We start from the raw sequence: 23,389 nt of genomic DNA on the forward strand, positions 1-23,389 counted from the left end.
CAGGCTAATAAAGCACTATTTGAATATATTGAAATCTATTATAATCGGATACGCCGTCATTCAGCTAATGGCTGGGTATCACCTGGACAATATGAACAACAATATTACCAAAACGAAAAAATGATAGAGGTGGGCACTGTCTAATATTTTGGCGAGGATCAATTTTAATCATGAAATGTAAATAACTTACTGTTTTTTTATACTTAACTAACTATATTATTATACTAAATAACGATTATATAAGCTGTTTATCGCTAACTAAAACCACATCATAATTATTCGTCATCTACAACGCCATCAATGAATTTACCTTTGTACCATACCATATTTTTATACAATATATTATCTTCACCAATCACATGCGGGTTTTCTCGAATAATATTATTTCGGTTTAACAAACACGCGTTATATTCATCGTCATTACATTTTCTGTGCTCTTGAGTATCCATGTTTTTAAACTGACAACTATTTTTTATATTGATATATTTGTATTTTTGGTAATGATAAATGCTTTGTATTGTAGTTAAGACTCTTTGCTGTTTTTCATTATAATCATAACAATTTTTTTGACCTGTGGCCGATTTATCTTTTGGATTAAAATAGATATCGCTCCCCCACAAGTTTGTGGCAATAAATTTTCCTTTGTCATTGATATAGTAGTCATAATTTGCTCCTATTCTGGCACTTGAAGCATATTTCTTGATGGCTAAATCAAGATTTCCGTCAAAATTGATATCTTCTAGATGAATACTGTTGAATTGGTTGTAGCTATAATTCAAATTCTGTATTTTTTGCAATAATTGGTGATTACTTTTGGCATAAACATTAATACCAACCAGTTTAATTTTTGCTTTTTTCTGTTTTGATAATACCGCAGTAAAGTAGAATTTATCTGATGAATCTGCTTGTAATAATTCAAGGTGATCAAATTCATCATCTGCTTCATCACTTATTTCAAACTGTTTTTGCAATTTTACTGGGTATTGTTGATTTTTTTTACCATCAAACCAATAACCAATTAATGTCTGATTAAATAGTGTCTGCCCACTATGATTAAATTTGAAATAACTGATTGAGTTTTTCATTTTTGGGCGATTATCATTGTTATCAAAATAAATATCTTTATCATCATAAAGTTTTAAACTAGTTTGCTGGCTAACTTCATCGCATAAGTTCATTAGCAGACAATCATAGGATAAAACATGTTGTATCTGTTTGTGATCATCTTTATCGACCCAAAAAGCTTTTACTGTGCTCAAATATAACGTTATTTCTTTATCCTCCATATGGCCTTTGTAAGCATAAGTAAAACTCAGTACAGGAAAGGAGAGTATTACAAGCAAAGCAAATAGTATCTTTTTCATTGTTATTATTTCGTTTCTCTTAATTTCTTATTTCAATGTGATATTATAGTCTTTTTATATAAATTGAAAGATATTAATGGTTTAATTCTAGCATATTAGTGACCAGTTCAACTTAGCTAAAGTTTTCGTTTCAGTGATATTGAACAATTTGCATGCTTGATGTTTTTAAATTTTGATATGCCACATTTTATCTGTTAGGTATTTTCATGATGCAAAAATGATAAGTATAAAAAAAAATTAAAAAAATCTTACAAAAAGTCAGTAAAGAAAACATTTTTCCATTAAAATACTGTTAATACTATTTTATTTAAATAGTATGGTGTAATTGATTAGTTTATAAGAACTAAACTAACCGATTATATAATATTAAGAAATTAATAAAAATAAGTATGAGGGATCATAAAGATATGATTAATTATGGACTGAGCCGAGTATTTAGGGATATTGATGATTTTATTAATTATTATTTTTCAACATTACCCCAAAGTGCTTTATATTTAGTATTGCCTTTTAACGTTAAATCCTCCAATTATAGATCTAACCTTATTACCAAAATAGTAACATTGCCAGCTAGTTTAAAACCGAAATTCATTAAAACGAGTTTAATCTTATTATCACAATTGGCTATATCAAGTTCAACTTATGCGATACTGACAGCGACTTCAAGTCATGTGATTACTGGAAATGCACCGCAAGTGGTGGCGTTATTGAGTGCAAATAAACACGGTTTTGCGGTTAACGGTGTTTTTTATAGTGAAGCGAGTGACACGCTAAAATCCGATGAAGTGAAAGAATTTGATGGTAATTTAACGCTGAATGATTTTAAAGTCGCAAATTATACATCAACAGACCTAGATAGATTTGATAATTACCGTGATTTAGATGGTGATTACGCCGATCCGCAACAGCCGTTTAAAGTGGACTCGACTTATTATTGGTGGTATGACAATAGTGGAAAACGCATCACTGGCGCTGATATAAGAAAAGCGATAGGTTGTGGTAGTGGCTTCTCAATGCCATTAAAGCTGATAATTCAATCAAAAGTAAAAACATATTCTGAGTATGGTATTCCAAAAGAAAGCGAACAATTAATCTTATCCAAAACCTATCAAATTGCAGCAAAATCAGAGCTATGTTATGCCAAACCGAATAGTGCAATTATTTATCCTGAACATCAGTGGGGTAAACTTGGTGATAATCCAAATTTGAATTATCGAATGTATTGGAATTCGCCAGATGGTCGAACAAGATCAAAAGGTGGGGGTGGTTATACTCAAGATTATGTGCCGGATTATGGGTTTAAAGCAGTTACTCATGTATCTGGAGGTAGAAATTTTCCGACAACGGGCTTCCCCGGTGCTAAATTTCAATTAGTAATGGCGGGAGCTCAAACTGATTATCGCTATCAGATCATCAATAACCCCGGAGGCGGAGTTTCAATTGATGAAAATGGTATGGTTAAATTAACTAGTAAACCAACGGGAACTGTCACAGTAAAAGCGATATTAAAGAGAAACCCATCTGTAAGTTATGATTATAGCTTTAATCCCACAAGTATTTGGGCGATTCCTCAAGGTGATATAAAAGGAGTCTATGATACTGCGGTAAAACGATGCGGTGGTAGTAATAATGTAGTTGGTCGATATGAGTTAACAAATGCTCCTTTTACCTCTAGAGATGACGATCCAGCTATTTTTTTGGGGGGAATTCTTACTCGAGCAATTGATGGTTCATTATTTAGCGAGTGGGGATTTATTAATCAAAAGGCTTATCCGGATTCTCAGTGGCGTGGTGGTGTTTATTGGACACGAGATCGATCATCTTACTCTACTCGTCAATATCATATATATGCTGATTCTGGACATGTGGGGGAAGGGGATGATAGTTGGAATAATTACATAGCGTGCAAGGGATAGCTTAATTGTTTATCTTCATTTTTACAAAATTGGCAGTGTTGTTTTATTTTTGTAATTATACTTTATTTAATGACACTCACAGCACAACGACCTTTAATTTGTGTAGTCTGTGATTTTGTTAGCACCAAGATCGTAACTGGCACGGTAAGCGCTATTACACTGAAAATTTTAGAGAAAAAATAACTATACGTATTATTAATAAACCAGAAATCTGTAGTAGGATAAATTATTTAAGCTTGCTTGATGATGTCTTTTTAATATATCTGTCCTCATATATTATCAATGAGCTCTATGGGCAAAATTTGAAACTTTCTGGCAATATGATTAAAAAATTAGGTAATCGCCTAATAATTTATTGTGCTTTTCCGAAAATCAGATAAAAAGACGTTTTAGTGATGCATAAAAAACCGAATGGGGGATATCAAGTAGTCGGTGATTTTGATAATTGGTCTAATGCTTTTTTTAATCTGCAATAATGCATTTTTCTAAACAATCCAGTTTAGCAACAAAGTTAATTGATTCTAATTTTTTGTTATCAAAAAAACTATTAAATAAAGAGGACTTGCTGTCACATTAGCCATTCTTCGATCATTCGCCTTACTTGCTCTAGGTTGTTAAAAAGATATAAATCTAAACAGTAGATTAAAGCTATGTAAAAAAGAATAATGATATAGCTCCAATATACCTTAATTAAAAACAGGTTGCGTTTTTAAAAATAGACAGCGACAGGGTTATTTGTATGATATTACCGAGAGCTTTATTGAAAGCTTACAAAAACAGCTATTAAACAAAAGAGTTCACTTAGTCATCAATGTGGGATTAAGATAAATATGTAGGAATAAATTAGTACATTTTTTGTAAAAAAAGTACTAAAAAATCATTGGTTTTATTGATTTTTTATATAATTTCAAGGTAAGCTTAACTATTTTTATAATAGCAGATCTTCTATTTGTAAATTAAAGCGCAGTTCCTTTGGACGGAATAAAGAATTGCGCTGTATCAACCCCTTCAATTTGTAATAGCTGTATTTTCTTATCTATTCCACCCGCATAACCGGTTAAATTCCCCTTTGCGCCAATAACACGGTGGCAAGGAATAATGATTGATATGGGATTATGTCCAACTGCACCGCCTACAGCTTGACTAGACATGCTGGATTTGTTTGTTTTAAGGGCGATCTGTTTTGCGATATCACCGTAAGTTGTGACCTTGCCATATGGGATATTACATAAAATTTCCCATACTAGCTGTCGAAAAGGAGATCCATTTGGCGCAAGCTTAAGTTGAGATAGATCCTGTTTCTTTCCTAAAAAATAATCATCAAGCCATTTTTTTGTTGAGTTAAAAATGGGTAAATTAGGTTTTTCTTCGGTTTGTGTGTTGAGTATATGACCAAAATATTTTTCGCCTTCAATCCAAGCTCCGACTAACTTATTTTGTTGGCTAGCTAGGGTAATTAATCCTATTTGAGATGAATAGTTGCATAAATAAAACATGTTGACCTTTTAGTTATATTTAATAAAAATGATGTCAAATTATGCTTGTTTACGGAAATAAATACTACAAATTTATTGATTAATATTATCCTTAAGTGGTAAATGGGATATGGCTCATTAGCGAGCCATATATTTCAAGGTTATTTAGCTTGATTTTTACCTTTTTCAACGTAACTCATATCACCAAGGCTTTCGACAATAAATTTACCATCGTCGGTATAGCGAATTTTAGTGACACTGGCGTTGCCTAATCCTGCTGTGATTGGTGTATCTAGCCATTCTTCAACCATCGCCATAATTGCCATACCATGAGAGACTACTAAAACGTTACCGCCACCTTGCGCTTTGGCTGATTCCGCAATGGTTTTTAATGATGCTTGCATACGCGTTTTTACTTTATTGTAGTCTTCGGCTTCGCCTGATTTTTCAACTGCGGCAATAGCATTCATCATTTTTTTTAGGGTAACTTTACCTTTAGCCATATCATCCATTAGATCTTTATCAGATGCATAACCTAAATATTTTGCAGCAGGTGTCCACATATTAGGATCAAGATCACCTTCATACTCACCAAAACAGGTTTCACGTAATCCTTCCATTTCATTAATTTGAACTTTGTCGCCTTTAGTTTCTAAAACAATGCGGGCAGTTTGTCGTGCTCGACCTAAATCACTGGAATAAGCCGAAATAAATTTAACATCTTTTAAACCGCGTCCTAGCTGCTCGGCCACTTCAACCCCTGGTTTGGTTAGTGGCGTATCAGACCAGCCTTGAGCACGATGTACGTTATTAAACATGGTTTTGCCATGTCGAGTCACATATAGGTAAGTATCATCAGCAAAAGCTTGTGATATGCTTAATATTAAAATAGTTAATGAACTGATTGCTATAATAAATTTTTTCATTTTTCTGTCCTCTTTATAATAAGTTAAATCGGTAATCAATAACCGTTTCTGCCGAAAGTGTAGGTGAGCGTTGGTATTTTCCATGTCTAAGTTTTGGAGTAAGGTCTGATGCACTTACTGTTTTGTAAGACCAGCCATAACCAACTTTTGATAAAATAGAGAGATTTTTAAACACACCGCTAGTTGGTTTCCATATATCAAAAAGGTTTATTTCGCCATTTTTTAATGTATTGTGTTTGTAGTTAAATTGGCCATAATTCATATAGAGACCTGTACTATTATCTTTAACAAAATCATAACTCATTACTGTGGTTAGCACCAGCTCGCCATCTCGTAAATAGTCAGCACCCGCAGCAGCTAAACCATTAAAACGCGCACGGGTATTTTTACCTAAATGTCGATTATAATAGCCGATAGCGTTGTGTTTGTTGGCATCAGTGTAGGCTAATCCAACTTTAATGCTCCAGTCTTCTTCTTTCCATTCTGCATCGGTTGCATAATGCCACGCATGATCTTCAAACTCTTTTTTATTTTGTTTCATGGCATTATAATTATCAAGCGCATAACTCCCATAAAATTGTCCGCCTAAAATTAATTTTTGCATTGGTTTATACGATAATTCAATCACATGACGCCTTAGATAATCTTTGGCAACCCCATAAGAATAATCTAACGTAAGATCTTTATCTTTATAAGCGATTTCAGCAGTTGAAATATTATCAATGACTTTTTTACGATCGGCCGTTAAAAAATGCAATTTTTTAGCAGATTCTCGAGGCAGGGTACTATCGATATAGGCTAATGAAAAGTAGACATTATCATATTTTAGTGTGCCACTATAACCCAAATAACTATTGCGTGTAAGGTGTTTTGATGAACTTATAACACCAAAATCTTTTAAGCTATGCCAACCCGCTTTACCATTGAAATTAACTGTATTATTGCCAAATTTAATTTTTGCATAGCGTTGAGTCACTTTATTAAAACCGTGCGCATTATGTTTGTTGTAACCTTTGCCATCATTATAAAGTAAATTACGTGTTGCAAAATAATCACTAGCACCTAATTTTATAGCGTTGTCATAGGTGAAATCAAAGCCAATGGTGTTGAATAAATAGCCTGATTTATAATCAAAAGTAAATACTTGTCCCCATGCACTGTGTACTTCTTTGGGCTGGGATGCATTTTCTTTTAAATACTTCCAATGATTACGAGTAGAAAATTCAAACTTAGAATTTTTAAAAAATTGGTTATTTAAGAGTGAATTATTGGTTATTTCATTTGCCGATGCCAAAGAGCTCGATACCCCAAACAGCATCATTGTGAGATATTTTATTTTCATTGTTATTTTTCCTAATCGTTTTTTATATTAAAAAAAACCTAAATACTAAATCAGAGAACAACTCTCTAATTAACATTTAGGTTTTGCCTGTAACAAACAGTAACAATCCAATAATTTAAAGTTAAGTTTTTAATGGGTTAATGTCATTATGGGTGAATTAATAATTACTCGGTTAGTTTCATTTGTTGCTGATTTAGTGCTTCTTTACCTTTATTAACATATTCTATATTGCCAATTTCGCTTACGTTATATTGACCATTTTTATAAATAATTTTGATGACGGTTGCATTCGCTAGTGGTTTATTTTTATCTTTATTGTCAGTTAAATCTGAAATCATAGCCTGCATTGACATTCCTGAAGAAATAGCAAGAATTGTTTTTTCATGATTGTTGTGTGCGTTTTGTACTATAGTTTGTAACGCTGCTTGTGTTCTTGTTTTAACCTGTTGGTAATTTTCGGCTTGGTGTCTTGGATCTGTTTTTGCAATTGAATCTATCATCACATCTATAGGAAGATTGCCAGCTTGGTATCCTTTATAAAAGGCATCAACAGAGTTGTATCCAGATAGTTTCATACTCGAATAGACCATTTTAGTATTTGGTCTACCTTCAAAACCACCAAAAAAAACTTCACGTAAACCTTTAAGTTCACGAATTTTATAATCTTTAACTCCTTTTTGTTCAAGAAGCACTTGCATCGTTTCACGTTGTCGTCCTGCATCACTTGTATAATAAGCATCAAACTGTATGTTTTTAAATCCTTCACCAAGGTAACGAGCAAGTTTAATGCCTTGATTTGTCAATGGTGTGTCGGCCCAACCTTGCACTAAATCATAAGTATTAAATAGAGTTTTTCCATGACGAGCAAAATAGATTGTGACCTTATCATCAATGTTATTATCTGTTGCTATAGATGGATGTTGTGCGCAACTTGTCAGTAAAGTTACAATAATAAAACTGTTGGTTAATAAAAGTTTTGTTGTTGGTTTTTTCATGCGCTATCCTTTGGATAAATAATAGGGGATTAATTGCGATAATCCCCCTTAAATCATTTTATTCTTTTAAATTTTCACCTTTCGATGAAATCACGGACTGATACCAATAAAAACTTTTCTTTTTATAGCGATTTAACGTACCTGTACCATCTTGATTTAAATCAACATAGATAAAGCCATAACGTTTAGTCACTTCGGCTTTTGATGCACTGATAAGGTCTATTGGCCCCCAACTGGTATAACCCATGACTTCAACGCCATCGTTAATCGCTTGCCGAATTTGCACTAAATGATCATTCATATAATTAATTCGATAATCATCATTGATAGTGCTGTCTGCTTCTAATTTATCTTTGGCACCTAAACCATTTTCGACAATAAATAGTGGTTTTTGATAACGTTCATAAAGTAAATTAAGAAGGTAACGAATGCCTGTTGGATCGATCTGCCACCCCCATTCGGATGCTTTAAGATAAGGATTAGGCACCATATCTAAAATATTACCTTTGGTTTTTTGAGACTCATCGGATGTTGCACAACAGCTCATGTAATAACTAAATGAAACAAAATCGACGGTTTCTTTTAGATCTTGTTTATCTTGTTCAGTGATCTCAAGCTTAATATTATTTTCTTTAAAAAAGCGATTCATATAAGTTGGATAATGACCACGCACTTGCACATCACCAAAAAATAACCAACCATGATTTTCTTGATGAGTAGCCCAAACATCTTCGGGTTTCGGGGTAAGCGGGTAAGCCACTGCGCCTAATAGCATATTGCCAATTTTGGCATCAGGGATCATTTGATGACAAAGTTTAACCGCTCGGCTACTGGCAACTAATTGATGATGGATAGCTTGGTAGATTTGTTGCTTGGTGCTGTTTCTATCCAAGCCGACCCCCGTAAACGGTTCATGTAATGACATATTGATTTCATTGAAAGTTAACCAATATTTAACTTTATCTTTATAACGTGCAAAAACGGTTTTAGCATAACGAGTAAAAAATTCGATTACTTTGCGATTACCCCAACCGCCATATTGAGTGACAAGATAATAGGGCATTTCATAATGCGATAAAGTGACTAACGGTGTGATGTTGTGTTTTGCCATTTCGTCAAATAATTTGTCATAAAAGGCTAATCCAGCTTCATTGGGTTGTTCTTCGTCGCCATTAGGAAATATACGTGTCCAAGCAATTGATGTTCGTAAACAGGTAAAACCCATTTCGGCAAATAGGGCTATATCTTCTGGGTAACGATGATAAAAATCAATGGCATTGTCTTTTATGCTTGTAATACTGGTTTCGTTTCGATCAATGATGTCACCAAATAAACCATTTGGCGTGCAATCTGATGTGGATAAACCTTTACCATCTGTACGGTAAGCGCCTTCAACTTGATTGGCGGCAATGGCGCCGCCCCAAAGAAAATCATTAGGAAATTTTGTTGACATATTTTACTCCTTCTTTTGGGATAACGCTAATAAAGCCTCTCCACTTTGAATATTGTTCTTTTCAAAGATACAGTGTATATCTTGATAACTATCACTGTTAGTAATGATAATTGGTGTGGTCACTTCAAAACCAGCTTGCTTAATGGCGTCAATGTCAAAGCTAACTAATAGATCGCCTTTTTTTACTTTGCTACCTGCTTCGATATGAGCCTGGAAATATTGACCGTCTAGTTTAACAGTATCAATACCAATATGGATCAGTATTTCGGCACCGCAATTAGTTTGAAAACCAATTGCGTGCTTGGTTCTAAATAATGACACAACTTCACCATCATCAGGCGCTACAGCTTGCCCAATTGTTGGGATGATTGCGATACCTTTACCCATTAACTCGCTAGCAAATGTCGGGTCATTAACCTCACTTAATGCAATGACTTTTCCGGACATTGGGCTGTAAATTGTAGTATTATTGGGGGTATCAATGTTTTCATTAGTAATATTATTTGACGATGAAGTATCGCTTTCATTAGTTTGAGATTTATCTTTAGGCATACCAAAAAAGTAAGTAGCTAATGTTGCAATGGTAAATGAAAGAATTGAAGCAACGACAACAGCATAAAATCTTGCATCTATTCCTTCCGGCGGGATTAATTGTAAAAATGCAAATATGCTAATAAAGCCAAATGAATAGGTTACGGTGTGATAATAACCGACAATAGCACCGCCAATAGCGGCAGATAAGCAACCAATCACAAATGGTTTTTTTAATGGTAAATTAACTCCGTAGATTGCAGGTTCAGTTACGCCAAAAATGCCAGACAATACCGAAGAACTTGCTAATCCTTTAAATTGTCTATCTTTAGATCGTAACATCACAGCTAATGCTGCACCAGTTTGAGCAAAGACAGCAGGGAACAGAATTGGCAACATAAAATCTTCTTGATAAAGTGCGATGTTATTCATGGCAAATGGCACTAATCCCCAATGAACACCAAAGATCACCATGATTTGCCAAACAGCGGCTAAAATCATTGAAGCAATAATAGAGTTAAGTTGATAGACATAGATAATACCTGAGGCAACTGCATCACTTAAAATAGATACAACAGGACCAATAACCGCAAATGTTAAAGGTACCGTAATTAATATACCCAGTAATGGAGAAATAAATTTTTTAAACGAATCATGCAATATTTTATTAAAATTTCGTTCTAATACTGAATAGAACCAGCTCGCCAAAATAATCGGGAATACTGATGAGGCATAGGGAATAAGATTAATTGGAATAGAGAAAAACTCAGTTTGTAATTCTAGAGCTCCTTTCATCATACCGACTATATTGGGATGAACTAAAGCCCCTCCGAGTGCCATGCCCACATATGGATTTCCACCAAATTTTTTCACGGCAGAAAAGCCCAAAATAATAGGCATGTAATAAAAAGGAGCATCGGCAATGGCAAATAGGAAGTTATAAGTTGGTGTTTCAGGGGTAATAATATCGAGAATTTGTAACAAAGATACCAAACCTTTTAAAATTCCTCCTGCAACGAGAATAGCTAGTGCTGGAATAAAAATACCAGAAACTAAATCAATTAATTTAGATAGCACACCTAATTTTTTGCCTGATTTAGACTCCAAGCTAGTATTTTCGTTGAGGTTGGTTAATTGCATAATATCGCTAAATACGTCTGCGACATTATTACCGATAACGACCTGAAATTGCCCGCCACTTTGTACAACAGTAATTACACCGACCTGTTTTTTTAATGTATCTGCATCAGCTTTGTTATCATCTTTTAATACAAATCTTAGGCGAGTAGCACAATGCACTAAGCTGATAACATTGTCCTTTCCCCCAACATGCTGAATGATTGATTCGGCAAGCTCTTTGTTTTTCATACCTTATCCTTATTTTTAGAACAAAAAAAAACCTAGCCCCCCCAAATTTTGGGGTTCTAGGTTTTGCTTGCAAAGTAAGCCGTATTAACTTTGCAATAACAATCCAATTAATGATTGGTTTAGACTAACATAAATTTTAAAGCTAAGTAAGATTTATACAATAATAATGACTAAAGTGTGATTTACTTCACATTATGTTTCAGTTCGGTGCGTAATCTTTCAATATGAATCGTTAAATATAAGCTTTCGTCATCAGAAAGCGGATGTTGATATTGTTGTATTAAATGTAAATCTATCTGTTTAGTACAAAGATAGGCAAGTTTATATTTTTGCCGAACTAATTCATACAAAGAATTATCTTGTGGTATTTGTTTGCTGTGACTTAGTATACGGTGAGCAAAAAATTTTAAATGAGTAACAAAGCGCTGATAAGATAAGCTGTTTTCGTCATATTCAAAGTTAAAATGATATTTCACAATATTGAGAATTTCACGCATAATTTTAGTCATATTGACAATATTGGGCATCGTGTCATTTAATTGTGCATTGACGATATGAAAAGTAATAAAACCAGCTTCATCTTCAGGTAACTCAATGGATAATCGCTCTTTTATTATGGTTAAAGCATATAAACCGATCTGAAACTCTTTAGGGTAAAATTTTTTGATTTCCCACAAAAATCCATTAGGAATATCAAATCCTTGCTTATGGCGCTCAATGGCAAAATGGATATGATCGGTCAGTGAAATATAAATGCTGTCATGTAATTTACCGTCTATGCATAGTTTGGCATGATTAATAATAACTTCGGAAGTGGTTAATACTTCAAAGGGAATCTTTGAAAGCAATTCTTCAAATTTTGGGTATGTTTCTTTATTATCCAAAGAGAACTGCTTTTCTATAAGACTTGTATCGATTAAATCACCCGTATGCTTTTTAAATCCAATTCCACGACCAGTGACAATTAATTCATTGCCTTTCGCATCAAGGGTAACAATAACATTGTTATTTAATATTTTATAAATTTTCATTGGGTATGATCAATTCCTTATGTTTACCTATTATGAGTCGCTATAAAAAAATCGGAAGCAAAAAAATAAAAAAATGTGATAAACATCATACTATTTGAAAAAATATAGTTGCCCTTTTTTGTTAGTATAAAAAAGCCCCGATAGTATTAACCTATCAGGGCCGTGGTCAGTGAATATTATTTTACTATTATTGTGCTAATAATTTATTCATGGTTTGAATAAATTTGCTTGGATCGCTAAGCGAGCCTTTTTCAGCAAGTAAAGCCTGATCAAGTAATAGTTCAACCCAATCGTTAAAAGCGCTTTCGTCTTGCGTATCGGCAATACGTTTAACCAATTTATGATCTGGATTGATTTCAAACGTGTATTTGATTTCCGGCGCTTTCTGACCTGCTGCTGCAAACAATTTAGCCATTTGTGTACTCATTTCGTCAGCGGCAGTGGTGACAATTGCTGGTGTATCAGTTAAACGATGCGTTAATTTAACGTCTTTCACTTTATCGCCTAATGCGGTTTTGACTCGTTCAATAAATGGTTCAAGTTCTTTTTCAACTTGTTTTTGCTCTTCACTATCTTGATCGGCAAGTTTTTCGATAGATTCGTCTGATTTACTAATAGATTGGAACTGTTTGCCATCAAATTCAGTTAAATTGCTCATCATCCATTCATCAATACGATCGGACAATAATAATACTTCAATGCCTTTTTTACGGAATAGCTCAAGATGAGGACTATTTTTAGCAGCACCATAACTGTCAGCGGTAATATAGTAGATCTTTTCTTGATTTTCTTGCATACGGCTAATGTAATCATCTAACGCAACAGTTTGCGCATCGCTATCAGTGTGAGTTGACGCAAAACGAAGTAATTTAGCAATTGCTTCACGGTTGGCAAAGTCTTCACCAGTACCTTCTTTTAATACTAAACCAAACTCACTCCAGAACTGTTGATATTGTTCTTTATCGTCTTTGGCAAGTTTTTCAAGCATTTGTAACACACGTTTAGTACACGCATTACGCAAGTTTTGGGTGATTTTGTTGTCTTGCAAAATTTCGCGCGATACATTTAATGGTAGATCATTTGAATCAATTAAGCCTTTAACAAAACGTAAATAGTTTGGCATAAATTGTTCTGCATCATCCATAATAAACACGCGTTGTACATACAGTTTTAGACCGTGTTTATTATCGCGATTCCACATATCCCAAGGTGCTTTTGCTGGGATATAAAGTAGACTAGTATATTCTTGCTTACCTTCTACGCGATTATGGCTCCAGCTTAATGGGTCAGCAAAATCGTGTGACAAGTGTTTATAAAATTCTTTGTATTCTTCATCAGTGACTTCTGATTTGCTACGTGTCCAAAGTGCTTGGGCTTTGTTGACTTTTTCCCACTTAACTTCTTTGCTTTCTTCGTCAGTGGTTTGCACTTCAACAGGAAGTGAAATGTGATCAGAATATTTGCTAATGATAGAACGCAAACGCCAATCGTCTAAAAACTCTTTTTCGTCTTCTTTTAAGTGTAAAGTGATTTCGGTACCACGAGTTTCTTTATTATCGTCAGATATTGTATATTCACCTTCACCCGCTGACTCCCACTTAACCGCTTCGTCAGCTTTTGCAGTGGCTGCGCGTGTTCTAACAGTAACTTTATCGGCAACAATAAAAGCAGAATAAAAACCTACACCAAACTGACCAATTAATTGACTATCTTTAGCCTGATCACTACCAATCGATTCTAAAAACGCTTTAGTGCCTGATTTAGCAATTGTACCCAAGTTTTCAATCACCTCATCACGTGTCATCCCAATACCGTTATCGGCAATCGTTAAAGTGCCGGCTTCTTTATTGGTCGAAATACGTACACCAAGTTCACCATCACCCGCATATAGATCTGGATTTTCAAGTGCTTTAAAGCGGAGTTTGTCGGCCGCATCAGATGCGTTAGAAATAAGCTCTCTTAAAAAAATCTCTTTATTTGAATATAAAGAGTGAATCATTAAATGTAGAATTTGTTTAACTTCGGATTGAAATCCACGAGTTTCAGTGCCTGTTTTGCTCATTGATTAATACCTCAAATATAATTAATTAGCTCAAGTAACGTAAAAGATAAAATAAGCGATATTTAATTTGACCTTTTTGTTTAGGTGTCGCTTTGTAAAATTATCTTTAGCGTTATTTAAGCATAAATAGCTTAATGGTTTGATTAATTGATGTATTGTTATATGGGAATAAAAAAACGAATTTCAAGGGATAGCAGATATAAATTTTATAGCATAACTTTTCGTAAAAATTTGAATTATGCCTCATAACTTGAGAAAAAGTGGAACTAGAAAAAAATTGCTGTATTAAATTTACTCTATTTATCACCTATAAAAACTAGCAATTGTCATGTTAGGTTTAAACAAGTGTCGATTTTATTTGTCAAAGTTTGATTTGTAAAAATTATGTTTTTTTATTTGGGCGTACTCTGACATTTGCTGTACATTTAGATAATTTAATTTCGAATAAATTAATAGATTTTATTAGGTTTGATAGCTTAGTGTGTCCATAATTTTTAACATTAAAATCAAGCTTGGTATTCTTAATATGGGTGCCAATTTGATCTAGTGGTGCCCAACCAAGATTGTTTTTTGTTTTTTCAATAGCGCTTTTAATAAGATTAATTAATTCTGTATCTGATTTTAATTTATTTGAATTTGTATCTTTAGATGCAGGTATAGAAGAGTTTTTTTCAAGTTTTGTATTTGGGCGTATTCTAACTCTTACTGTAGAACCGTCTAATTTAAATTCAAAGGTATCAATGTTTTTTATTAAACCTGATAGTTTAGCGTAGCCATAATTTCTAGAATCAAAATCAGATCTAATATTATTCATATACTGCCCAACTTCTCCTAGTTGTGCCCAACCAAGTTCATCTTCTTTTTGTTTAATAGCATTTTTAATAAGAGCAATCAACTCGTTATCTTGTTTTAATTCCTCTGGAGTTTTACGTCCAAGAATATTTGAAGTTAGGTTTTTTTCAATTTTAGTTAAATTTTCAAGATAGATAAATTTATCACATGCTTTTCTTAATGATTCAGGAGTTTTATTAGAGCCAAAACCATAAACAGCGATACCATTTTCTCTTATGCGAAGAGCAAGCCTTGTAAAATCACTATCGCTAGAGACAATACAAAATATATCAAAGAGATTGCTATATAGTAAATCCATAGCATCAATGACCATAGCCATATCTGTAGCATTTTTCCCTTTTGTGTAAGCAAACTGTTGAACAGGAGTAATGGCATAAGGTAATAATTTTTCTTTCCATTTATTTAGCTGAGGTGAGCTCCAATCACCATATAGGCGTTTAACACTAGTGATCCCATATTTAGCTATTTCATCAAGTAAAGGCGCTACAATATCAGAAGATATATTGTCTGCATCAATAAGAACAGCTAATTTTTGGATCAATTTACTCATTTCAGTTATTTTCCTATAAAAATTATATATATATTCTAGTTATCGTTATCAATGTAAAGTAATATACATAGCCATTATCTTATGCTGATTGTTTTAACTTTAAACAAAAGACCTTGATTGATAAAGGTCTTTTTGTGAAAACTAAATTTGTAATGGGCTTTTATAAAAATCCATAAACTAAAATTATGACAACCGCAATAGGAACAATGTAACGAGTTAGCACGCTCCAAACACTAAACCAGAAATCACTTAAATTTAATTCTTCGCGGATGCGTTTTTGATTCATCATCCAAGCACCAAATACCACAGTGCCTAAACCAGTTACTGGTAACATGATTTTACTAGTTAAATAGTCTAATAAATCAAAAATATGTTTATCAAAGAGTTTAACGTCGGACCATAAATTAAAGGATAACAAACAAGCAATACCTAAGCTCCAAATGACAATACTACTTATGATAGTTGCAGCTTTTCTGCCTAATGGGGTTTTTTCTTCTAATAATTCAACGGTTGGTTCAAGTAATGAAATAGACGACGTCAATGCTGCAAAAGTTAGGAAAATAAAGAATAATATTCCTAAAATAGTGCCACCAGCCATGTTACCAAATGCAATTGGTAGCGTAACGAAAATAAGGCCTTCTCCTACTGCTGGCGGTAAACCGTTAGCAAACACTAAAGGAAAAATAGCTAAACCAGATAATACGGCAACAATAACGTCTAATATCACAACTGTACGTGCGGTTGACAATAAGTTGACGTCTTGTCCTAGGTATGAACCATATGCCATCATAATACCCATACCTAACGATAAACTAAAAAATGCATGACCTAATGCCGCTAAAATAGCCTTGCCATTTAACGCTGACCAATTAGGTGAAAATAAAAATTCACATGCAACACCAAAAGATGAACCGCTAGCATAGGCCGCATAGCCAACAAGAATTAATAATAAAATACCTAATCCTGGCATCATCAGCTTACAAGCTCGCTCTAAACCAGCACCAACGCCTAACGCAACGATAAGTGCAGTGACGGCCATAAATACGGTATGCCAAGTTAATAAATGGCTTACATTACCACGGAAATCATCAAAAATTTGTTGAGTAATTGCACCATTTACCCCATCGAATGAGCCTTTGGCCGCTATAAAAATGTAATCGGTAGCCCAACCCCCAATAACGCTATAAAATGATAGAATTAGAAATGAACCTACTACACCAATAATGCCAACCCAACGCCATGATTTAGAACGACCTTCTGAAACCGCCACATCTTCCATTGTATGAATTGGATTTTTTTGCCCACGACGGCCAATTAGCCATTCTAAAACTAAAATTGGCAGACCAATTATAAACATAAATAGCAAATAGGTAAGCACAAACGCTGAACCGCCCATTTCGCCTGCCATATATGGGAATTTCCAAATGTTACCCAACCCAACAGCAGAACCAGCCGCGGCAAGCATAAACCCCATGCGCGAGCTCCACTGGGAGTGGTTTTTTTTCATAGTTCCTGTACTCATGAATATTTTTCCTTGACTCTTAATTGTTTAACTTTAGTGTAAGCAAATGTCTAAAATTTTTTTATTAGATGAATAAAGCCTTAAATCATGCCATGAAATGCGTATGGAAACAAGGAATCATTAAAACTATAAATATAAATAGCAAGTTAGCTGTTAAGTTTTATAATGGCTTGAATTAAATTTTTGACCACCTATTTATTATTTGTTTATGGATAAATTTATATTTTCCCTTTTATTGCTAATAGTGATGGCTTAAAATGGTTTTTTATCAATTTAGTTTACACTTTAAGGTTATGGAAAGTTGCTATGTCACAAAATATTGATTTTAATGAAATAAACAAATTTTCGCAATTAGCTGACCAGTGGTGGGATCCTAATGGAAAATGTAAGCCTTTGCATATCATCAATCCATTGCGTGTCAATTATGTGCAACAACAGTGTGGGCTATTAGATCAAAAAGCAATATTAGATGTGGGCTGTGGTGGTGGCATTTTATCGGAAAGTTTAGCGAAGCTTGGAGCGAATGTGACTGCCATAGATCTTGCAGATGAATCATTAGCAGTGGCACAACTCCATGCAGTGAAAAGTAATTTATCAATTAACTATAAAAAACAGACAGTTGAACAACATGCCGAGCAAAATCCTGCGCAATATGATGTCATAACGTGTATGGAATTGTTAGAGCATGTGCCAGATCCATTTTCAATCATTCAAGCCTGCGAAAAATTACTTAAACCCGGCGGTAAACTGTTTTTATCAACCATCAATCGTAATCATAAAGCCAAGTTATTGTTAATTTATGGGGCAGAATATATTGCACGATTAGTGCCTAAAGGCACACACGACTTTAATCGCTTTATTCGCCCGTCAGAATTAATGAGCTGGATTGAACTTGCTCGATTGAATGTTAAAGACATTATTGGTATGGAATATCACTTACTTAAAAATGAATTCAAATTAGGCCCCAATGTTGATGTTAATTATATCATCACAGCACAGAAAGCTGATTAGTTTTAAAAATGTGATCTAATTCTCAATTTGGATATTTTTCACTGTATTTTTTAAAATTTCCTCTATAATTTCGCATGTTACCGATAACACGGATTTTTTATTTTAGAGGAACTATTTATGCCGTTAATAATAATTGCTATTGGTGTAGCGCTACTACTTGTTTTAATGTTACCACTTCGTGTAAATGGCTTTATTGCTCTGATCCTTGTGGCACTTAGTGTTGGTATAATGGAAGGTATGCCAGTAATGGATGTTGTAAAGTCCATTAAAAATGGGGTAGGTGGTACACTCGGTAGTTTAGCCTTAATTATGGGCTTTGGGGCAATGTTAGGAAAACTACTGGCCGATTGTGGTGGTGCGCAACGTATCGCAACAACGCTTATTGATACATTTGGTGATAAAAAAATTCAATGGGCTGTTACGCTAACGGGTTTTATTGTAGGCTTTGCGCTTTTTTATGAAGTTGGTTTTGTTCTATTATTGCCATTAGTCTTAACCATTGCGGCCACGTTACGAATATCGCCACTCTATATTGGTATTCCAATGGCGGCTGCGTTATCGGTAACCCATGGCTTTTTACCTCCGCATCCGGGACCAACTGCAATTGCTGAAATTTTTCAAGCTGATATGGGGCGGACTTTATTATATGGTACTATCATTGCTATTCCAACGGTGATTTTAGCTGGACCAGTATTAGCAAGACTACCGTTTATTCGTGTAATTAACCATCCAATTGAAGAGGGTTTATATAACTCTAAAAAATTCACTGATGATCAAATGCCAAGTTTTGCGGTGAGTGTTTTTACTGCGTTAATTCCTGTTATTTTAATGTCGATTCGTGCCGTTTGCGATATGACTTTAGATAAAGGACATGTAGTATTACCTTATGTGGAATTTTTAGGCGATCCGGTCATTGCAACTTTAATTTCAGTGTTAGTCGCAGTATTTACCTTTGGGATTTTACGCGGTCGAACCATGGCTGAAATTAATTCAACTTTGGTTGATTCAATCAAAATTATTTCTATGATGCTATTAATTATTGGTGGTGGCGGAGCATTTAAGCAAGTGCTTGTCGATAGTGGTGTTAAAGTTTACATTGAACAGATGATGCATGCATCGAATGTTTCACCAATTATCATGTCGTGGTTAATTGCTGCATTACTGCGTTTAGCGCTTGGTTCTGCAACTGTTGCGGCATTGACAGCAGGTGGCATAGTATTTCCTTTAATTGCTGCAACAGGGGGGAGCCCTGAACTTATGGTGATTGCCACAGGTGCTGGTAGTGTGGTGTTTTCACACGTTAATGATCCTGGCTTTTGGTTGTTTAAAGAATACTTCAACTTAAGTATTACTGAAACCATGAAATCATGGTCACTATTAGAAACAGTGATTTCAGTTTGTGGATTAGTAGGATGCTTAGCTATTAATATGTTTATCTAACAAAACTATAATAATTTATTATTTGCCTCATCAGTACTTATTTAATTGGTGAGGTATTTTTAGCCTATCTTTATTTAATCGGAATTGATTTGATGTTTAATTTCTTTTTATTTGAATAAAAAAGAAATTCCACTAGCCTTTTGCGATAAAAGTAAGTAGAATGCCTCGGCAATATTTTATCAACAATCCAACCAGTGGTGAATATTGTCATGTCTCGTATAGTTAAAGAAGCTCTCACGTTTGACGACGTGTTATTAGTCCCAGCTCACTCAACGGTATTACCTAATACAGCTGATATTAGTACTCAACTTACTCAAACAATTAAATTAAATATTCCAATGTTGTCAGCAGCAATGGATACAGTAACCGAATCTGAATTGGCCATCGCACTGGCGCAAGAGGGTGGCATTGGTTTTATCCACAAAAATATGTCAATTGAAAACCAAGCCAATCATGTAAGGCGCGTTAAAAAACACGAAAGTGGTATAGTGCAAGATCCGGTATCCGTCTTACCAACCGCAACCATAAAACAAGTTACCGATTTAGCTAAAGAGTATGGTTTTGCTGGTTTTCCGGTTGTGACTGAAACTCAAGAACTAGTTGGTATTATTACCGCACGCGATGTCCGATTTGCAACTGACCTATCTTTACCAGTTACTGCTGTGATGACACCAAAAGAACGCTTAGTGACTGTAAATGAAGGCGAACAACGTGAAATCGTACTGCAAAAAATGCATGAACACCGTGTTGAAAAAGTCCTTGTGGTTGATGCTCGATTCCACCTAAAAGGCATGATCACCGTTAAAGATTACAATAAAGCGGAACAAAAGCCTAACGCTTGTAAAGACGATAAAGGACGCTTGCGCGTGGGTGCCGCTGTTGGCGCAGCAGCAGGGAACGAAGAACGCATTGCTGCATTAGTTGAAGCGGGTGTGGATGTTTTATTAATTGATTCATCACACGGCCATTCAGAAGGTGTGCTTGAACGTATTCGCCAAGCAAGAAAGGCTTATCCTGATTTACAAATTATTGGTGGTAATGTAGCTACTAGTGAAGGCGCTAAAGCCCTTATTGATGCAGGCGTTAGTGCCGTTAAAGTGGGGATTGGTCCCGGCTCAATTTGCACAACGCGCATTGTAACCGGCGTTGGTGTACCGCAAATTAGTGCTATTATGGATGCTGTTGAAGTGGCACAAAAACACAATATCCCCGTTATTGCAGATGGTGGCATTCGCTATTCAGGCGACATTGCCAAAGCCATCGCAGCAGGTGCTTGTTGTGTGATGGTTGGATCAATGTTTGCCGGCACCGAAGAAGCCCCAGGCGAAATCGAGCTATTCCAAGGTAGAGCGTATAAATCATATCGCGGAATGGGATCGCTTGGTGCAATGGCAAAAGGATCTTCTGATCGTTACTTCCAAACTGACAACGCTGCCGACAAACTTGTACCCGAAGGCATAGAAGGGCGCATTGCCTACAAAGGTCTATTAAAAGAGATAATTCACCAGCAAATGGGTGGATTAAGATCTTGCATGGGGCTGACCGGTTGCGGAACAATTGATGAGTTAAGGACTAAATCCAAATTTTATCGCATTACTGGCGCAGGCATGAAAGAAAGTCATGTACATGATGTACTAATTACCAAAGAGCCACCTAATTATAGAGCTGGTGCATAAAAAGGAGGGATGCCTCCCTCTTTTTATTTTATATTTTTATAACTGGTGGTTTGGTTAGCTTTCAGATGTTTTGAGCTTTTGGTTGAATAAATCGCAGCAATGACAACGTTCGAAACCCAACCACTCAAATTATAGCTAAACATCGCTACCTAGCCCCTAAATTATCAAAAACATTCAGGTGAATCTTTGATTTTGTTGTTATTTTAATAAAAAATTAAATATTTCAATTAGTTAAATTTTTTCGTAAACTTGATCAAAGTTACACTTAATTAATTTTTGTCCAAAAATCCCCCAAAAAGCTAGCCAAGCTTTTTTAAAACGGTTATACTTTCACCGATTTTTAAGAATAAGCTTATTTAATAAGCAAATAGATGTAAAAAATCGAAATAAAACATAAATTTACTTGACAGGTGAACCGTAATGCATTATCATTTTAGACACCAGCACTGGCAAACCTACGGCTTAAATTTATCAAATAGACGCATCAGACGAGTTTCTTTTCTTGCCTCGTTTATATTCTCGAAGTTATTTCTCAAATCACTATCAAAATTATCCCGAAAAGTCCTGTTGGCATTGTTTTTATTGTCATGTTTATGGCATTTGCCGGCATTAGCGGGCCAAAATGGTCGAGGGGGTAATCGTAGTGATGCTTATACTATTACCACCGACGAACGCCCCAGCAACTATCTGGTTCGTTACCCCAATGTTGTACCGAGGAGCTAGAGACATAGAAATCCCTGACATATGGGATAGTTATTTGGGATTCATCTTTAAAGACAAAAACATCAATCCCGCATCATACGCGCTTAATTTTCCGACTACGGGGGCAAATGGATTGTATTTTGATTTAGTCATATATGGCTATGTAGATGGGTTGATATGGACGCCCGTGACGCATGAAGGAATTACCGCGACAGTGAAACAGATAACAAGAATGGAGAGTTTGGCTCGGAATCGGAATTGGTTGTTAACCGATCATCCATTCTCATTCGTGCGTGTGACGCTAACAGGCCCTGAAGCAAGCGCTCAACGGGGTAATCCCCATCCAAGTCGAATTCAGGTGCCAAGGTTACCGCAAACTTTTGAGTTAGTGGGTAGAGATCCTTATTATGGTGATGTAATAAAATATGGATTTGTTTTGCAAAAGTGGTTCGTGCACCAAGGAGGTTCACCGTGGTATACTTATTCTGATACTGTCGCTTGGTGTGGGGGATTAGGTTATCGAGTGCCACAGGTGAAAGAGCTGACTAACGCAGTTTGTGGTTCTTTTTATAGGTGTGAAGGTGCTGTTGGTGCCACACCACCCTCAATTAAAAGAAATGAGAGCTCACGTTGGATAGGAGCAGGTTTCTTTACGGAGTGGGGAGATGTGTACTATTACCGCGAAGCAAGCTTCGACGCTATTGACTACTGGACTAGCGACACTAGGACAGCATGGGGAAATCTATTCAAATACACAGTACGCAGCACCGGTAGCATAGATTCCCTCGTCCCGTACGATAGCAGCATCGATCATGTGGCTGTTCGACAGAACTCTATTTGCGTTACTCCTTAGTTTTTAGCATTTAGTTTTTAACCCTTAAGATTGCGGTTGAGTTTATGGTGCTAATTAAGGAGAAGTTATCAAATAACTAAGCTCCATCGCAAGGCTGGACTAGGGATGAAAAAATAGTGCGTTTGCGCTTTTGTAACTAGATAACCAATTTTTAAAGTTTAGCTAGGTTTTAGACGCGCTATCTTTTGACGTAGAAAGTAACAATGGTTATTATGTCCGATTTAGCGGATTGACCTGGAATGGCAACACATTTTCAAACAAAAAAATTAAGGGATAAGTGTTTTTTAAATTCAACGGGAGGCAAGTAGCCTAACGAAGAA

At 35.2% G+C, this 23,389-nt stretch carries 18 protein-coding genes; 7 read left to right on the forward strand and 11 right to left on the reverse strand.

What is annotated here, in order from left to right; all coding sequences use genetic code 11:
* Window positions 1-144 (forward strand): IS3 family transposase (locus GQ593_RS11885; RefSeq protein WP_160432221.1); only part of this gene is annotated, 144 nt, incomplete at its 5' end.
* A gap of 131 nt (window positions 145-275) precedes the next feature.
* On the opposite strand, the gene GQ593_RS11890 is transcribed toward GQ593_RS11885, so the two are convergent.
* Window positions 276-1,364 carry a hypothetical protein gene (locus tag GQ593_RS11890; RefSeq protein WP_160432222.1) on the reverse strand — a complete coding sequence of 363 codons (1,089 nt, stop codon included), beginning with the start codon at window positions 1,362-1,364 and terminating at the stop codon, window positions 276-278.
* Window positions 1,365-1,771: 407 nt separating this feature from the next.
* Here GQ593_RS11890 and GQ593_RS11895 point away from each other — a divergent pair, with 407 nt between their 5' ends.
* On the forward strand, window positions 1,772-3,280 hold the full coding sequence (locus GQ593_RS11895) for a hypothetical protein (protein ID WP_160432223.1): 1,509 nt from the start codon (window positions 1,772-1,774) through the stop codon (window positions 3,278-3,280).
* A 956-nt stretch (window positions 3,281-4,236) separates the two neighbouring features.
* Here the strand turns inward: GQ593_RS11895 and GQ593_RS11900 are convergent.
* From GQ593_RS11900 to GQ593_RS11945, 10 genes are all read right to left on the reverse strand, one after another.
* On the reverse strand, window positions 4,237-4,776 hold the full coding sequence (locus tag GQ593_RS11900; RefSeq protein ID WP_160432224.1) for a methylated-DNA--[protein]-cysteine S-methyltransferase: 540 nt from the start codon (window positions 4,774-4,776) through the stop codon (window positions 4,237-4,239).
* Between the two features lie 140 nt (window positions 4,777-4,916).
* Window positions 4,917-5,681 carry a histidine phosphatase family protein gene (locus GQ593_RS11905; protein ID WP_160432225.1) on the reverse strand — a complete coding sequence of 255 codons (765 nt, stop codon included), beginning with the start codon at window positions 5,679-5,681 and terminating at the stop codon, window positions 4,917-4,919.
* 13 nt (window positions 5,682-5,694) lie between these two features.
* Complete coding sequence (locus GQ593_RS11910; RefSeq protein WP_160432226.1) at window positions 5,695-7,023, reverse strand: OprD family porin; 1,329 nt, start codon at window positions 7,021-7,023, stop codon at window positions 5,695-5,697.
* A 164-nt stretch (window positions 7,024-7,187) separates the two neighbouring features.
* On the reverse strand, window positions 7,188-8,018 hold the full coding sequence (locus tag GQ593_RS11915; RefSeq protein WP_160432227.1) for a histidine phosphatase family protein: 831 nt from the start codon (window positions 8,016-8,018) through the stop codon (window positions 7,188-7,190).
* 58 nt (window positions 8,019-8,076) lie between these two features.
* Window positions 8,077-9,471: a glycoside hydrolase family 1 protein gene (locus GQ593_RS11920; protein ID WP_160432228.1), complete on the reverse strand. Its 1,395-nt coding sequence runs from the start codon at window positions 9,469-9,471 to the stop codon at window positions 8,077-8,079.
* 3 nt (window positions 9,472-9,474) lie between these two features.
* Window positions 9,475-11,370: a beta-glucoside-specific PTS transporter subunit IIABC gene (locus GQ593_RS11925; protein WP_160432229.1), complete on the reverse strand. Its 1,896-nt coding sequence runs from the start codon at window positions 11,368-11,370 to the stop codon at window positions 9,475-9,477.
* Window positions 11,371-11,552: 182 nt separating this feature from the next.
* Complete coding sequence (gene licT, locus GQ593_RS11930) at window positions 11,553-12,401, reverse strand: BglG family transcription antiterminator LicT (protein ID WP_160432230.1); 849 nt, start codon at window positions 12,399-12,401, stop codon at window positions 11,553-11,555.
* A gap of 187 nt (window positions 12,402-12,588) precedes the next feature.
* Window positions 12,589-14,463, reverse strand: a complete 1,875-nt coding sequence (gene htpG, locus GQ593_RS11935; protein ID WP_160432231.1) for a molecular chaperone HtpG — start codon at window positions 14,461-14,463, stop codon at window positions 12,589-12,591.
* Window positions 14,464-14,845: 382 nt separating this feature from the next.
* Window positions 14,846-15,865, reverse strand: coding sequence for an NYN domain-containing protein (locus tag GQ593_RS11940; RefSeq protein ID WP_160432232.1), 1,020 nt, complete (start codon window positions 15,863-15,865; stop codon window positions 14,846-14,848).
* Between the two features lie 160 nt (window positions 15,866-16,025).
* Window positions 16,026-17,387, reverse strand: coding sequence for a sodium-dependent transporter (locus tag GQ593_RS11945; RefSeq protein WP_202115487.1), 1,362 nt, complete (start codon window positions 17,385-17,387; stop codon window positions 16,026-16,028).
* Between the two features lie 306 nt (window positions 17,388-17,693).
* Between GQ593_RS11945 and ubiG the strand changes: the two genes are divergently transcribed.
* From ubiG to GQ593_RS11970, 5 genes are all read left to right on the forward strand, one after another.
* Window positions 17,694-18,398 (forward strand): bifunctional 2-polyprenyl-6-hydroxyphenol methylase/3-demethylubiquinol 3-O-methyltransferase UbiG, encoded by a 705-nt coding sequence (ubiG, locus tag GQ593_RS11950; RefSeq protein WP_160432233.1) that lies wholly within the window; start codon window positions 17,694-17,696, stop codon window positions 18,396-18,398.
* 99 nt (window positions 18,399-18,497) lie between these two features.
* Window positions 18,498-19,838, forward strand: a complete 1,341-nt coding sequence (gntT, locus tag GQ593_RS11955; RefSeq protein WP_337189726.1) for a gluconate transporter — start codon at window positions 18,498-18,500, stop codon at window positions 19,836-19,838.
* A 209-nt stretch (window positions 19,839-20,047) separates the two neighbouring features.
* The gene (gene guaB, locus GQ593_RS11960; protein ID WP_160432235.1) at window positions 20,048-21,514 is read left to right on the forward strand and encodes an IMP dehydrogenase; all 1,467 of its coding nucleotides are present in this window, start codon (window positions 20,048-20,050) and stop codon (window positions 21,512-21,514) included.
* A 420-nt stretch (window positions 21,515-21,934) separates the two neighbouring features.
* Window positions 21,935-22,237 (forward strand): hypothetical protein, encoded by a 303-nt coding sequence (locus GQ593_RS11965; RefSeq protein ID WP_160432236.1) that lies wholly within the window; start codon window positions 21,935-21,937, stop codon window positions 22,235-22,237.
* A complete protein-coding gene (locus GQ593_RS11970; protein WP_160432237.1) occupies window positions 22,218-23,069 on the forward strand; it encodes a hypothetical protein in 852 nt (283 codons plus the stop codon). The genes GQ593_RS11965 and GQ593_RS11970 overlap by 20 nt, the downstream gene beginning before the upstream one ends.
* Window positions 23,070-23,389 lie beyond the last annotated feature (320 nt).

Origin of the sequence: Gilliamella sp. Pas-s25 (genome assembly GCF_009795885.1) — a bacterium.
In the GTDB taxonomy this organism is placed as follows: Bacteria; Pseudomonadota; Gammaproteobacteria; order Enterobacterales; family Orbaceae; genus Gilliamella.

What these genes read in the sequence shown, in the direction of transcription:
- GQ593_RS11890 (WP_160432222.1), bottom strand. Translation starts at nt 1,364, where the DNA reads ATGAAAAAGATACTATTTGCTTTGCTTGTAATACTCTCCTTTCCTGTA.
- GQ593_RS11895 (WP_160432223.1), top strand. Translation starts at nt 1,772, where the DNA reads ATGATTAATTATGGACTGAGCCGAGTATTTAGGGATATTGATGATTTT.
- GQ593_RS11900 (WP_160432224.1), bottom strand. Translation starts at nt 4,776, where the DNA reads ATGTTTTATTTATGCAACTATTCATCTCAAATAGGATTAATTACCCTA.
- GQ593_RS11905 (WP_160432225.1), bottom strand. Translation starts at nt 5,681, where the DNA reads ATGAAAAAATTTATTATAGCAATCAGTTCATTAACTATTTTAATATTA.
- GQ593_RS11910 (WP_160432226.1), bottom strand. Translation starts at nt 7,023, where the DNA reads ATGAAAATAAAATATCTCACAATGATGCTGTTTGGGGTATCGAGCTCT.
- GQ593_RS11915 (WP_160432227.1), bottom strand. Translation starts at nt 8,018, where the DNA reads ATGAAAAAACCAACAACAAAACTTTTATTAACCAACAGTTTTATTATT.
- GQ593_RS11920 (WP_160432228.1), bottom strand. Translation starts at nt 9,471, where the DNA reads ATGTCAACAAAATTTCCTAATGATTTTCTTTGGGGCGGCGCCATTGCC.
- GQ593_RS11925 (WP_160432229.1), bottom strand. Translation starts at nt 11,370, where the DNA reads ATGAAAAACAAAGAGCTTGCCGAATCAATCATTCAGCATGTTGGGGGA.
- licT (WP_160432230.1), bottom strand. Translation starts at nt 12,401, where the DNA reads ATGAAAATTTATAAAATATTAAATAACAATGTTATTGTTACCCTTGAT.
- htpG (WP_160432231.1), bottom strand. Translation starts at nt 14,463, where the DNA reads ATGAGCAAAACAGGCACTGAAACTCGTGGATTTCAATCCGAAGTTAAA.
- GQ593_RS11940 (WP_160432232.1), bottom strand. Translation starts at nt 15,865, where the DNA reads ATGAGTAAATTGATCCAAAAATTAGCTGTTCTTATTGATGCAGACAAT.
- GQ593_RS11945 (WP_202115487.1), bottom strand. Translation starts at nt 17,387, where the DNA reads ATGAGTACAGGAACTATGAAAAAAAACCACTCCCAGTGGAGCTCGCGC.
- ubiG (WP_160432233.1), top strand. Translation starts at nt 17,694, where the DNA reads ATGTCACAAAATATTGATTTTAATGAAATAAACAAATTTTCGCAATTA.
- guaB (WP_160432235.1), top strand. Translation starts at nt 20,048, where the DNA reads ATGTCTCGTATAGTTAAAGAAGCTCTCACGTTTGACGACGTGTTATTA.
- GQ593_RS11965 (WP_160432236.1), top strand. Translation starts at nt 21,935, where the DNA reads ATGCATTATCATTTTAGACACCAGCACTGGCAAACCTACGGCTTAAAT.
- GQ593_RS11970 (WP_160432237.1), top strand. Translation starts at nt 22,218, where the DNA reads ATGTTGTACCGAGGAGCTAGAGACATAGAAATCCCTGACATATGGGAT.